Here is a 12,671-nt window from a genome sequence, read left to right as displayed (position 1 = left end):
GATCAGCAACTGTTTTGTTGTACATTTCTATTATAGATGGTTTTTTGTATATTTAAATCAAATAGTTTTTATAGTAATTATCATAAAAAGTTATGGAAGTGGTACCATGTTTAAGTTATTAACGACTTTTCGAGCAGTATATGAAACAAGAAATTTTTCTAGAGCAGCAGAAGTACTGTTTTTATCTCAGCCAGCCGTCTCGAATCAAATCAAACAATTAGAGCGGGAGTTGAATATTGATCTTTTTCAGCGTAATGGCAGAAAAGAGATGCTTCCAACCAAGCAAGCCGATTTATTATACGAGCGGACGCTGGTTTTATTAGAAGAATGGGAAGAGACCCAGCAAAAATTGCTCAATGAACAAAATGAAGAAGAAGTATGTCGGATCGTTGCTTCCCACACATTTGCTGTCTATCTTTTACCTCAGTTGATGAAACATCTGATCAAAAGGTTTCCTAAAGTGCATTTTGAAATCGAGATCGCGAATTCACATGAATCATTAGAACAAGTAGCGAAACATGAATCCGATTTTGGTTTTATCGAAAAGCCATTAGAGACTTCCGGCGTACAAAGGTACTCTTTGATGGAAGACCAGCTAGTCATTGCTGGGGACCCAAAAAGTAAATTGTGGCTTGTAAGAGAAGCAAATTCTGGCGTTTTTCATTACACGCAACGTTATTTTGAAGAAATGAACATCCAAGATAAGAAAATGATCGTGAAAAGCAATGATGTGATCGTTGCGTTGCTGAAGGAAGGCATCGGACGCTCGATTTTATCTAAGCGATCTGTGCCAAAAGACGTGCCAATGATTCCGTTGAATTTCCATCGGTATTTTTATTTCATCCAACGAACCAATCTGGTTTCTGATCAGCTGTTAGAGATTGCTGAAGAGATCCTTCGATACAATGAAAGCACAGAAACTTCTCACAGCGAGGAGAATCTCAGCTGATAGATAATTGCATGTATCAAAAAAAGTTCTATGATACACTAAAGATAAGCAGTAGGCTTTTGCCCTTCGTTTGCTCAAGCAGCTGCACAAACGGAAAGTTAATTTTTCCCAAATGTCTGTGGAAAGACTTTCCATTATCTAACTGGACCGCTATAATAATCAGCAGTATGGTTTTTAAGAAAAGGGATGAAACATGGAAAAAAAATTAAAAGCTTCGAACGATAATCGTATTGATTATGGCGTGATTTTACCAGTCTTTCTGTTATGTTTGATTGGTCTGCTCTCATTATATGTAGCACTTAGCCATGATCCGAACAATCCAGCAGTCTTGAAAGGCGTAGGGATGCAAGTTGTCTGGTATTTAGTTGGGGCGGCAGCAATCGTCGTCATCATGCATTTGAATTCCAAATGGATTTGGAAACTGACTCCTTACCTTTATGGCTTGGGGTTAGTAGTAATGGGACTCTTACTTGAATTCTATGACAAGAATTTAGCCGATTCTACAGGTTCTAAAAACTGGTTCCGATTCGGTGCGTTCACTTTCCAGCCAGCAGAGCTAATGAAGATCGCGTATATCTTGATGATGGCGCTGATCGTGACCAAACATAATACGCAAGTAAAAGAACGGACGATGAAATCGGACTTTTGGCTGATTGGGAAGCTCTTGATCGTGACGATACCGGTATTAGCATTGATCATGGCTCAAGATGACTTTGGAACGATGCTCGTCTTCCTTGCCATCTTCGGCGGGATATTCTTGATGTCTGGGATCTCTTGGCGTATCATCGCCCCTGTAGTGATCTTGGCAGTAGTCGTTGGTGCAGGAACGATTTTCTTAGTGACGACTGAAGGCGGAAGAGACTTGCTTTACAAAGTTGGTTTCAAATCTTATCAATTTGCACGTATTGATTCATGGCTGGATCCTTTCCATGATACGTCTGGGATGAGTTATCAGCCGGCACAAGGACTTTTGGCAATCGGCACCGGTGGCTTGTTTGGTAAAGGATTCAATGTAAGCAATATTTATGTGCCTGTTCGTGAGTCCGATATGATTTTTACCGTTATCGGTGAAAACTTCGGCTTTATCGGTGGTGCATTCGTCATTTTCTTGTATTTTATTTTGATTTATCGTATGATTCGGGTATGTTTCGATACGAATAATGAATTTTACGCCTATATCGCAAGCGGTTTGATCATGATGCTGCTGTTCCATGTCTTTGAGAACATTGGAGCAAACATCGGATTACTTCCTTTAACAGGGATCCCATTGCCTTTCATTAGCCAAGGAGGATCTTCGATTTTAGGGAACATGATCGGTATCGGGTTGATATTATCGATGAGATACCAAAATGAAGCACCTGCAAGATCTTCAAGGAGGTAAGAAAATTGTACACCTTTTACTGGTACCCGAAATGTTCAACATGCAAAAAAGCCAAAGCGTGGTTAGACCAGCATGGCGTTAGTTATCAAACTGTTGATATGATCAAAGAAGTGCCGAAGGCCTCAACGATTGAGACTTGGCTAGAAACGAGTCAAGTACCGATCCGTCGCCTGTTCAACACAAGCGGGATGAAATATCGGGAACTTGGACTGAAAGATCAAGTAGGCGAGTTTACGGCTTCAAAAGCAAGCCAAGTCTTATCGACAGATGGCATGCTGATCAAGCGTCCGCTGATCGTGCAAGAGGACCAGCTTGTTGCAATTGGATTCAATGAAAAAATTTATGAAGGAGAACTGATATAAAATGGCAGGCAAACATTTGAAGAAAAAGGACAACCTTTGGATCTTATTTAATGGAAAAGAATACTGTGTTGGTTTGACAAATGAAGCGCAAGAAGAACTGGGAGACATCACGTTTGCCAATCTGCCAAAAGCAGGACAATCGCTAAAAAAAGATGAACCTCTGATCGAAGTCGAAGCGGAAAAAGCGGTCAATGAATTTGCTAGCCCGCTAACGGGTACAGTTTCTTCTGTGAATGATAAAATCGGTGAAGATATCAATATCTTGAATGATTCAGATGAAATGAATGCGTGGATCTTAAGTTTCAAAGATGTTGATCCAAAAGAATTTGACGAATTATAAAATCGGAAAATCACTTGAAAAAAGTTGACACTGATTCTTCCAGTTGCTATAATCATAAGCAATCCTATATGAAATGAGAAAGCTTTGAAAAGAAGAGTACATGTCACGGACGTTTGAAGAGAGCCCTGTTTGCTGAAAATGGGTAACGAAAATGAGATGGAAGATGGTCTTAGAGCAGAGTAAGCGAGCGTAAGCAAACTTACTACGGGAGTGCCCGTTACAGCGCGACAGTATACGGAAAGAAGCTAAGTCCAAGTACTGGAAGAGGCTGTTATTGCGAAGTAACAGTAAATCAAGGTGGTAACACGGAAGTTCAAGCTTTCGTCCTTTTGCTTAAGGCAAGAGGGCGAAGGCTTTTTTGTTTGAAAAATCATAAGAGAAAGATGTGAATCGCATGTCATTAATCCAACTAACGAATGTCAAAAAGACATTCAATGGGAAAAACGGAAACATCCAAGCCGTCAATGACGTTTCACTAAACGTTGAAAAAGGGGATATTTATGGAATCGTCGGTTATTCTGGCGCAGGAAAAAGTACATTAGTCCGTCTCCTGAATGGACTCGAGCTTCCCACGAGCGGCGAAGTGATCGTAAACGATCAAGATATCACAAAATTAAAAAACAAAGAATTACGTACATTCCGAAAGAAAATCGGTATGATCTTCCAGCATTTCAACCTGTTATGGTCAAGAACTGTACTTGAAAATATCCAGCTGCCGTTGGAATTAGCTGGTGTACCAAAGAGCAAACGCAAAGAACGAGCAGAAGAATTGTTGCGTTTAGTCGGGTTAGAAGGACGCGGACAAGCGTATCCTTCACAACTTTCCGGCGGACAGAAACAACGTGTCGGTATCGCACGAGCATTGGCAAATGATCCTGAGATCCTGCTTTGTGATGAGGCTACGAGTGCATTGGACCCGCAAACAACAGAAGAAGTATTAGACTTATTGTTAGCAATCAATAAGAAATTGAATTTGACCATCGTCTTGATCACACATGAAATGAATGTGATCCGCAAAATCTGCAACAAAGTCGCTGTGATGGAGTTGGGGAAAGTCGTAGAAGAAGGAGACGTGTTGACTGTCTTCAGACAACCGAAAAAAGAAGTAACCAAACGTTTTGTACAACAAGACATCGAACCAGAAGCTGATTCGACAGAACTATTAGCTGAACTCATCAAAGAAAATCCAAGCGGCCGTTTGGCAACTTTGACCTTTAGCGAAAGAAATGCCAACGAACCAGTTATTTCCCAAGCGATTCGACGCTATAACATTGATGTCAACGTCGTATACGGGAAAATCAAACAAGTAAAAGAAGGTTCCTTTGGTTCATTGACTGTCTTGATGACAGGTGAAACCAAAGAATTAGATCAAGCAGAAGTGTTCATTAAAGAACAAGGAGTAGGAATTGAGGTGATCCATCGTGGATAAAAGCTTTTCAGAAACATATCTAGATTTTAAACAAATCAATCCGGAAACGATGAATCAGGCTATCCTTGATACACTATATATGACATTGATCTCAATGGTCTTAGTGACGATCATCGGATTAGTTTTGGGATTGATCCTTTACTCTATTGGACGCAAAAACAAACCGTATGCTCGAATCATTTACGGGATCGTATCGATCATCAGTAATATTTTCCGGTCAACACCATTTATGATCCTGATGGTTTTGATCATTCCATTTACTAAAGCAATCGTAGGCACTATGCTAGGTGCGCAAGCAGCCATTCCAGCTCTTGTTTTATCCGCGGCACCATTTTATGCCCGTCTAGTAGAGATTGCTTTTCGTGAAGTCAGCCCTGGCGTACTGGAAGCAGCAGATGCAATGGGGGCAAGTTACTGGGAAATCATCTGGAAGGTCTTGATACCTGAAAGTATTCCCGCGTTGATTTCTGGATTAACAGTTACAACGATCTCGATGATTGGATTTACCGCCATGGCCGGCGCAATCGGCGCAGGTGGACTTGGAGGTCTTGCTTGGCAGGAAGGCTACCAACGTGGTAATCTGACAGTGACATTTGTTGCGACTTTAATTATTTTACTAATCGTATTTATCGTTCAAGGAATCGGTGATTTCTTAACTAAGAAAACAGACAAAAGATAATAGGACATAGGGGGATATAGGATATGAAAAAGAAGATTTTGGGATTTGCAGCAGCGCTTTTGCTGACTGTAGGATTAGCAGCATGCGGTAACAACAGCGACAGCAAAGATTCAGCAAATAAAGCAGACGACACGACATTGAAAGTCGGCGCTTCACCGACACCGCACGCAGAGATTTTGGAACATGTGAAACCATTATTGAAAGATGAAGGAATCGATCTTGAAATCGTCAAATTCGATGACTACGTTTTACCGAACCAATCTTTGGAAGAAGGCGATATCGATGCCAATTACTTCCAGCATATTCCTTATTTGAACAAAGAAATCAAAGAAAAAGGGTATGACTTTGTCAATGCCGGTGCTGTCCACATCGAACCAATGGGCTTGTACTCTAAAAAAGTCAAAGATGTTTCTGAACTAAAAGATGGTGCAACGATCATCACTTCGAATTCTGAATCAGACTGGGGACGCATCATCACGATTTTACAAGATGCTGGGCTAGTCAAAGTCAAAGATGGAGTAGATCTGGAAACAGCAACATTCGATGATATTGCAGAAAACCCTAAGAACTTGAAGTTCAACCATACGATCGACCCATCACTTTTAGCTTCTACGTACCAAAATGATGAAGGTGACCTAGTCGCAATCAATGCAAACTTCGCTTATGGCGCAGGATTGAATCCATTAGAAGATGCCGTATTACTTGAAAAAGACAACTCTCCTTACGTGAATATCATTGCGACTCGCAAAGGGGATGAAGACAGTGACAAAATCAAAAAACTGATTGAAGTGCTTCACCGTAAAGAAGTCCAAGAATGGATCACAGACAAATGGGGCGGCTCTGTTAAACCAGTAAAGGCTGATGCAAAATAAGGAATGAAACAAAAAAGATGAGAAATAAGTCTGTAACGGCTTATTCCTCATCTTTTTTATACCTATTCTAATTTAGAAATCAAAATTGTTTAATAATCAATAAAAGATATTTGATTTTAGTAAGGAAGATCATTGCGCTTCATTCTCAATTAGTCTAAAATGAGTGAGAACGAAAGAGAATTTGGGGGTATAATGCATGTCTGTCTTAGAAATAAAAAATCTACATGTGTCGATCGAGGAAAAAGAAATCCTTAAAGGCGTAAACCTAACAATGAAAACCGGAGAAATTCACGCCATCATGGGACCTAACGGCACAGGAAAATCAACCTTATCTGCCGCTATCATGGGCAATCCAAACTATGAAGTAACAGAAGGCGAAATCTTGTTTGACGGAAAAAATGTTTTAGACTTGGAAGTAGACGAACGTGCACGACTTGGCTTGTTTTTAGCTATGCAATATCCAAGTGAGATACCAGGTATCACGAATGCGGAATTCATGCGTGCAGCAATCAATGCGAAACGTGATGAAAACGACAAGATCTCTGTTATGGCATTTTTGAAAAAGTTAGATGAAAAAATGGCTTTATTGAATATGCCAGAAGAAATGGCTGAACGTTATCTGAACGAAGGTTTTTCTGGCGGGGAAAAGAAACGGAATGAGATCCTACAATTGTTGATGTTAGAACCAACATTTGCGATTTTAGACGAAATCGACTCGGGTCTGGATATCGATGCTTTGAAAGTCGTTGCTAAAGGAGTAAATGAAATGCGCGGAGACAATTTCGGTGCATTGATCATCACCCACTATCAACGATTATTGAACTATATCACGCCTGACGTCGTCCACATCATGATGGAAGGTCGAGTAGTCATGACAGGAAATGCTGACTTAGCTAAACGCCTGGAAGCAGAAGGCTACGCTGGAATCAGTAAAGAATTAGGAATCGACTATAAAGAAGAAGAAGCGTAAGGGGGAGCAAGAATGAAAGAAAAAAACTGGCTCGATTATCTTAACGCGGTAAATGATTTTTCTTTAAGTAAAGGCGAACCTGATTGGATGAGAACCTTCCGTCAAGACGCACTAGCGAAAGCAGATGAACTGCCATTGCCGCATATCGATCGGGTGAAATTCCATCGCTGGTCGTTATTCGATGTGAAAGAAACACAAACTATCAGTGAAACAGGCACGATTCCGGCATTTGATGCAATGAAAGATAATCCTGTACTTGTCCAACAAGGTTCATGGACGATTTTTGAACAACTGCCTGTGGAATTAGCAGAAAAGGGAGTCATTTTTACCGACTTGTTCACTGCAATGATCGAATACCCAGAACTAGTCCAAGAATATTATATGAAAAAAGCAGTAAACATGGACGAAGACCAATTGACTGCACTCCATGTAGCTTTTATGAACAGCGGTATTTTCCTGTATGTGCCTAAAAATGTCGTGATCGATGAACCACTCGAGTCCTTATTCATTCAAGATGGCGCATCTGATGAGCACTTCTTCAAGCATGTGTTGATCGTGGCAGATGAACATAGTGAATTTTCTTATCTGGAACGTTTCCAGACAACCAAAGAACAAATAGCAAAATCATCAGGTAATATCATCGTGGAAGTCATCGCTAAAGCTGGCTCAAAAATCAAATATTCAGCCGTAGATCAATTAGGAGAGAATATTACTTCTTATATGAATCGCCGTGGGCACATTTTACGAGATGCTTCTGTCGACTGGGCAATTGGTGTCATGAATGACGGTCATGTGATCGCTGACTTTGATTCAGATTTAGCAGGAGAAGGTGCACACGCAGAAGTCAAAATCGTGGCAATCAGCTCGGGCAGACAAATCCAAGGAATCGATACACGAGTAACCAATAAAGCCCCTCATACGATCGGGCATATTTTGCAACACGGAGTGATCCGAGAAAAAGGAACATTGACCTTTAACGGTATCGGCCACATCCTGAAAGGGGCAAAAGGTGCAGATGCCCAACAAGAAAGCCGTGTCTTGATGCTTTCTGACAAAGCACGCGGTGACGCGAATCCTATTCTTTTGATCGATGAAAACGAAGTAACTGCTGGACATGCTGCCAGTGTAGGACGAGTTGATCCAGAAGAAATGTACTATCTGATGAGTCGAGGATTGCATAAAGAAGAAGCAGAGCGCTTAGTGATTCGAGGATTCCTCGGTTCTGTCTTAACAGCAATCCCTGTAGAACAAGTTCGGAAAGAATTAGTCGAAGTAATCGAAGGGAAGTTGAATGGATGATCGATGCTAAAAAGCTACGCAATGATTTTCCTATTTTATTTCAAGACGTCAATGATGAACCTTTCGTTTATCTGGATAATGCAGCGACGACCCAAAAGCCAAAACAAGTGCTCCAGTCATTAGCGCACTATTACGAACACGATAACGCCAATGTTCATCGCGGTGTCCATACGTTAGCAGAACGCGCGACCCATGAGTATGAACAAGCAAGAGAAAAAGTACGAGCGTTCATCCATGCAGAAGAAACAGCAGAAGTGCTGTTTACTCGTGGTACGACGACAAGCTTGAATTGGGTAGCCAGAAGCTTCGGCGACCGCTATATCAAAGCAGGAGACGAGATAGTGATCTCTTACATGGAACATCATTCTAATATTATCCCATGGCAGCAGTTGGCAAAACGAACAGGTGCCGTCCTGAAATATATCGATCTAACAGAAGAAGGCTTCCTGGATATGGAGGATGCAGCGAAAAAGATCACGAACAAAACCAAAATCGTCTCCATTGCTCATGTATCCAATGTCTTAGGTGTCATCAATCCTGTTCAAGAATTAGCTGAACTTGTCCATGAAAACGGCGGGGTCATCGTAGTAGATGGTGCACAGTCTGCCCCGCACATGACCATTGATGTTCAAGCACTAGACTGTGATTTCTTTGCTTTCAGCGGACACAAAATGTGCGGACCAACAGGTATCGGTGTTTTATATGGTAAACGAAAATGGTTAGAAGAAATGGAACCTGTTGAATTTGGTGGCGAAATGATCGATTTTGTCGAATTATACGACAGTACATGGAAAGAACTACCTTGGAAATTCGAAGCAGGGACACCAAATATCGCTGGCGCTATCGCATTCGGCCATGCAATCGATTATTTGCAAGAACTCGGCATGGACAATATCCATCGATATGAAGAAGAACTAGCCGCTTATGTGTTGCCAAAATTACAAGCAATCGATGGATTGACTGTTTATGGTCCGCAAGACCCGAATTTTCGGACAGGAGTCGTTGCGTTCAATTTGGATGGGTTACATCCACATGATGTCGCGACAGCTTTAGACATGGAAGGGGTAGCCGTTAGAGCAGGTCATCATTGTGCGCAACCGCTATTGAAGTACCTTGAAGTATCAGCGACTGCTCGCGCCAGCTTTTATTTCTACAACACGACGCACGATGCCGACCGTTTAGTTGAAGCAATCATGGCAACAAAGGAGTTTTTCCAACATGGGACTATCTAAATTAGACAATTTATACCGTCAAGTGATCTTGGATCATTCTTCCCATCCGCATCATCGTGGAAGCTTGACCAACTCGACAAGCAAGATCGAATTGAACAACCCCACATGTGGAGATGTGATCGAATTGCAAGTCGATGTAAAAGACGGAATCATCAAAAATATCGCCTTTGACGGCAGCGGCTGCTCCATCAGTACGGCAAGTGCTTCGATGATGACAGATGCCGTCATTGGAAAATCAATAGAAGAAGCAGAACATTTAACTGTAGACTTTCTACAGCTTGTCCAAGGAAAAGAAGTCCAAGATCCCGACCAATTAGGCGATGCTGCTATGCTTGGTGGTGTAGCTAAATTTCCCGCTCGGATCAAATGTGCGACACTTGCCTGGAAAGCACTAGGAAAAGCAATGGAAAACGATGGTACCGCAGCTTTCCATCATTACCACAAGGAAGAGGAGTGAGAACATGGGCGTACCAGAATTAGAAGAATATAAATTCGGGTTTCACGATGATGTCGAACCGGTTTTCAGTACAGGAGAAGGCTTGACAGAAGAAGTGATCCGTGAGATGTCAAGAATCAAAGGCGAACCAGAATGGATGCTTGAATTCCGTCTGAAATCTCTAGAAACATTCAATAAAATGCCAATGCAAACATGGGGACCCGACCTTTCAGACATCGATTTCGATGCCATCAAATATTACCAAAAACCAAGTGACAAACCCGCTCGTGACTGGGAAGACGTACCAGAAAAAATCAAAGATACATTTGAGAAGATCGGTATCCCAGAAGCAGAACGAGCTTATCTAGCCGGTGCTTCCGCACAATATGAATCAGAAGTCGTGTACCATAATATGAAAGATGAATTCGAAAAATTAGGGATCGTCTTTACTGACACTGACTCTGCTTTGAAAGAATACCCTGAATTATTCAAAGAGTACTTTTCAAAACTTGTACCGCCAACCGACAACAAATTAGCGGCGCTGAATTCAGCCGTATGGTCAGGCGGGACCTTTATTTACGTGCCAAAAGGCGTCAAAGTCGATGTCCCATTACAAACGTACTTCCGGATCAATGCGGAAAACACGGGGCAATTCGAACGTACGCTGATCATCGTTGACGAAGGAGCAAGCATCCACTATGTCGAAGGCTGTACGGCACCTACTTATTCAAGTAATAGTTTGCATGCCGCCATCGTAGAAATCTTTACAAGAAAAGATGCGTATTGCCGTTACACCACGATCCAAAACTGGTCAGACAATGTGTACAACTTAGTAACCAAACGAGCAAAAGCATACGAAGGCGCAACCGTTGAATGGATTGACGGAAACTTAGGTGCAAAAACAACGATGAAATACCCAAGTGTTTACTTAGATGGAAAAGGCGCACGAGGCACCATGCTCTCCATCGCCTTTGCAGGAGCAAACCAAATCCAAGATACGGGTGCGAAAATGATCCACAACGCACCAAACACTTCTAGTTCCATCGTCTCTAAATCAATCTCAAAAGACGGCGGTGAAGTAAACTATCGAGGACAAGTAACCTTTGCCAAAAACAGTGCGGGTTCGATCTCTCATATCGAATGTGACACAATCATCATGGACGAATGGTCGAAATCCGATACGATCCCATTCAATGAGATCCACAACAGCCAAGTCTCTTTAGAACACGAAGCCAAAGTCTCAAAAATCTCAGAAGAACAACTCTACTATCTGATGAGCCGAGGCCTGACCGAATCTGAAGCAACTGAAATGATCGTCATGGGATTTGTTGAACCATTCACCAAAGAACTTCCAATGGAATATGCAGTCGAACTCAACCGATTGATCAGTTATGAGATGGAAGGGTCTGTTGGGTAATACTTAAATATAGAGGTTGTGACAGAAGTGGGCAGCTTCAAGAAATAAGAAGGAATTTACGAAAATTGTTTCTCAAATTTTTATGAAAATTCGGCTTATTTCCGAAGGAGTTGCTTCTGCTTCCGCCGTTTATACGTGTTTAGAGCGTGAGACAAAAGTGTTCTTTACTTTTGTCCCACGCTCTTTTCATAATAAAATGAAGCGAAAATAATTTCTTTTAAAGAGCCGAGATTATCAGCTATATGAGAGTAAATTTGATGCAAAAAACAGAGCCAAAACAGTCTTAGTGTTCGTAGCTCTGTTGTTTGTTTCAAATTTAAGACAAAGAGTTGGCAAAAGATGTTGATGAGGAAGATAAGATTACTGTGTTATTTAAATTAGGAAAAATACAAACTAGGTAACTAACTGTAACAAGCTAATTTTAAGAGATTCTTATTAGAAGACGTTTAGGAATATTACTAAGAAAATGACTATGCAGGTAATTGTCATTTCAATAATGTTTTCTAATTTTCGCGTCTTTTTTTTAAGAAAAAGGCCAGAATCAGTTGAAAAAAAGTTGGTACGATAGTGAAGTGGGACAAAATTTCCTACTAATATTCCCACTAACAAGAGATAAAGTGGCCAGTTTGGTGTGATTCCTCTATAAAAAAATGCCCACGCTACCGAAATCCCATAGATCAGCAACTGAATGATTTTTACAATGAAAAAAATTTTTTTGCCATTACTCAAGGTCTCTTCCTCCATGTATCGTTTATTTGTTTCATTTTATCATTACGATAGGCGCTTGAACAATACATTTTGTATTTTCTTGAGTACTCTTGGATAAACTACCAGCGATTGTCATATTTATTTATGTTACTGCAAATCATCCTAGATTATGATTCCAAAAAGAATCATTGGGAGGCTGTGGCGTAAATATTATATTATAAGCCAGAAATACCTATATCTAGTTATTTCTGGCTTTTTTGATAGAAAAGTGACAGAAGAATAATACAAATAGCCTAATAATAGAATAGTTAATCATTTTTTTCTTAATTGACCATTCTCTTTGCTTCATTTCATTTATGCAAGAGAAGGGTATTTTTTTCTAACTATCATAATGAAAAAACAAACTTTTTCTAATAAAAACAACAAAAAATGTCTGAAAAATCGGACATAAAAGTGTTTGTTTTTGAGATGGCAACAGGGATAAAGAAAGGACAAGATTGATAGAACTCGTTCTAATGATTAAATAATTTTGAAGATAACCCAAAAATAAACAGAAAAGACTTAAATATATAAGATATCATTCTCTTTGTTTAAATT

Annotated in this window: 13 protein-coding genes and 1 other annotated feature; of the genes, 12 read left to right on the top strand and 1 reads right to left on the bottom strand. The window is 40.6% G+C overall.

What is annotated here, in order from left to right; translation table 11 throughout:
• Positions 1-106 precede the first annotated feature (106 nt).
• The 12 genes from RWU19_RS00760 (at position 107) to sufB (ending at position 11,366) form a co-directional block, all read left to right on the top strand.
• Positions 107-949 (top strand): LysR family transcriptional regulator, encoded by an 843-nt coding sequence (locus tag RWU19_RS00760; RefSeq protein ID WP_002314564.1) that lies wholly within the window; start codon positions 107-109, stop codon positions 947-949.
• Between the two features lie 193 nt (positions 950-1,142).
• Positions 1,143-2,330 carry an FtsW/RodA/SpoVE family cell cycle protein gene (locus tag RWU19_RS00755; RefSeq protein ID WP_002312069.1) on the top strand — a complete coding sequence of 396 codons (1,188 nt, stop codon included), beginning with the start codon at positions 1,143-1,145 and terminating at the stop codon, positions 2,328-2,330.
• Positions 2,331-2,335: 5 nt separating this feature from the next.
• A complete protein-coding gene (locus RWU19_RS00750) occupies positions 2,336-2,692 on the top strand; it encodes an arsenate reductase family protein (RefSeq protein WP_002308244.1) in 357 nt (118 codons plus the stop codon).
• Between the two features lies 1 nt (position 2,693).
• The gene (locus tag RWU19_RS00745; RefSeq protein ID WP_002291179.1) at positions 2,694-3,032 is read left to right on the top strand and encodes a glycine cleavage system protein H; all 339 of its coding nucleotides are present in this window, start codon (positions 2,694-2,696) and stop codon (positions 3,030-3,032) included.
• Between the two features lie 75 nt (positions 3,033-3,107).
• Positions 3,108-3,364, top strand: a binding site (T-box leader).
• Between the two features lie 62 nt (positions 3,365-3,426).
• Positions 3,427-4,461, top strand: a complete 1,035-nt coding sequence (locus tag RWU19_RS00740) for a methionine ABC transporter ATP-binding protein (RefSeq protein ID WP_002304234.1) — start codon at positions 3,427-3,429, stop codon at positions 4,459-4,461.
• Positions 4,454-5,140, top strand: coding sequence for a methionine ABC transporter permease (locus RWU19_RS00735; RefSeq protein ID WP_002287674.1), 687 nt, complete (start codon positions 4,454-4,456; stop codon positions 5,138-5,140). Before RWU19_RS00740 ends, RWU19_RS00735 begins: the two co-directional genes overlap by 8 nt.
• A 23-nt stretch (positions 5,141-5,163) precedes the next feature.
• Positions 5,164-6,012: a MetQ/NlpA family ABC transporter substrate-binding protein gene (locus RWU19_RS00730; RefSeq protein WP_002344546.1), complete on the top strand. Its 849-nt coding sequence runs from the start codon at positions 5,164-5,166 to the stop codon at positions 6,010-6,012.
• 196 nt (positions 6,013-6,208) lie between these two features.
• Complete coding sequence (gene sufC / locus RWU19_RS00725; protein ID WP_002287679.1) at positions 6,209-6,982, top strand: Fe-S cluster assembly ATPase SufC; 774 nt, start codon at positions 6,209-6,211, stop codon at positions 6,980-6,982.
• 12 nt (positions 6,983-6,994) lie between these two features.
• Positions 6,995-8,281 carry a Fe-S cluster assembly protein SufD gene (sufD, locus tag RWU19_RS00720; protein ID WP_002340963.1) on the top strand — a complete coding sequence of 429 codons (1,287 nt, stop codon included), beginning with the start codon at positions 6,995-6,997 and terminating at the stop codon, positions 8,279-8,281.
• Complete coding sequence (locus tag RWU19_RS00715) at positions 8,278-9,513, top strand: cysteine desulfurase (RefSeq protein ID WP_123838006.1); 1,236 nt, start codon at positions 8,278-8,280, stop codon at positions 9,511-9,513. Before sufD ends, RWU19_RS00715 begins: the two co-directional genes overlap by 4 nt.
• A complete protein-coding gene (sufU, locus tag RWU19_RS00710; RefSeq protein WP_123838005.1) occupies positions 9,500-9,970 on the top strand; it encodes a Fe-S cluster assembly sulfur transfer protein SufU in 471 nt (156 codons plus the stop codon). Before RWU19_RS00715 ends, sufU begins: the two co-directional genes overlap by 14 nt.
• Before the next feature lie 4 nt (positions 9,971-9,974).
• The gene (gene sufB, locus RWU19_RS00705; RefSeq protein ID WP_002287686.1) at positions 9,975-11,366 is read left to right on the top strand and encodes a Fe-S cluster assembly protein SufB; all 1,392 of its coding nucleotides are present in this window, start codon (positions 9,975-9,977) and stop codon (positions 11,364-11,366) included.
• 435 nt (positions 11,367-11,801) lie between these two features.
• Here sufB and RWU19_RS00700 read toward each other — a convergent pair whose 3' ends face one another.
• The gene (locus tag RWU19_RS00700) at positions 11,802-12,095 is read right to left on the bottom strand and encodes a hypothetical protein (RefSeq protein WP_104764364.1); all 294 of its coding nucleotides are present in this window, start codon (positions 12,093-12,095) and stop codon (positions 11,802-11,804) included.
• Between the last annotated feature and the right edge of the window lie 576 nt (positions 12,096-12,671).

Source organism: Enterococcus sp. 2STP, assembly GCF_032465635.1.
In the GTDB taxonomy this organism is placed as follows: domain Bacteria; phylum Bacillota; class Bacilli; order Lactobacillales; family Enterococcaceae; genus Enterococcus_B; species Enterococcus_B lactis.
This window is presented reverse-complemented; position numbering and strand designations above follow the sequence as displayed.

Bases quoted from the DNA above. Each gene is read 5' to 3' on its own strand.
- RWU19_RS00760 (WP_002314564.1), top strand. From the start codon at position 107: ATGTTTAAGTTATTAACGACTTTTCGAGCAGTATATGAAACAAGAAAT.
- RWU19_RS00755 (WP_002312069.1), top strand. From the start codon at position 1,143: ATGGAAAAAAAATTAAAAGCTTCGAACGATAATCGTATTGATTATGGC.
- RWU19_RS00745 (WP_002291179.1), top strand. From the start codon at position 2,694: ATGGCAGGCAAACATTTGAAGAAAAAGGACAACCTTTGGATCTTATTT.
- RWU19_RS00740 (WP_002304234.1), top strand. From the start codon at position 3,427: ATGTCATTAATCCAACTAACGAATGTCAAAAAGACATTCAATGGGAAA.
- RWU19_RS00730 (WP_002344546.1), top strand. From the start codon at position 5,164: ATGAAAAAGAAGATTTTGGGATTTGCAGCAGCGCTTTTGCTGACTGTA.
- sufC (WP_002287679.1), top strand. From the start codon at position 6,209: ATGTCTGTCTTAGAAATAAAAAATCTACATGTGTCGATCGAGGAAAAA.
- sufD (WP_002340963.1), top strand. From the start codon at position 6,995: ATGAAAGAAAAAAACTGGCTCGATTATCTTAACGCGGTAAATGATTTT.
- RWU19_RS00715 (WP_123838006.1), top strand. From the start codon at position 8,278: ATGATCGATGCTAAAAAGCTACGCAATGATTTTCCTATTTTATTTCAA.
- sufU (WP_123838005.1), top strand. From the start codon at position 9,500: ATGGGACTATCTAAATTAGACAATTTATACCGTCAAGTGATCTTGGAT.
- sufB (WP_002287686.1), top strand. From the start codon at position 9,975: ATGGGCGTACCAGAATTAGAAGAATATAAATTCGGGTTTCACGATGAT.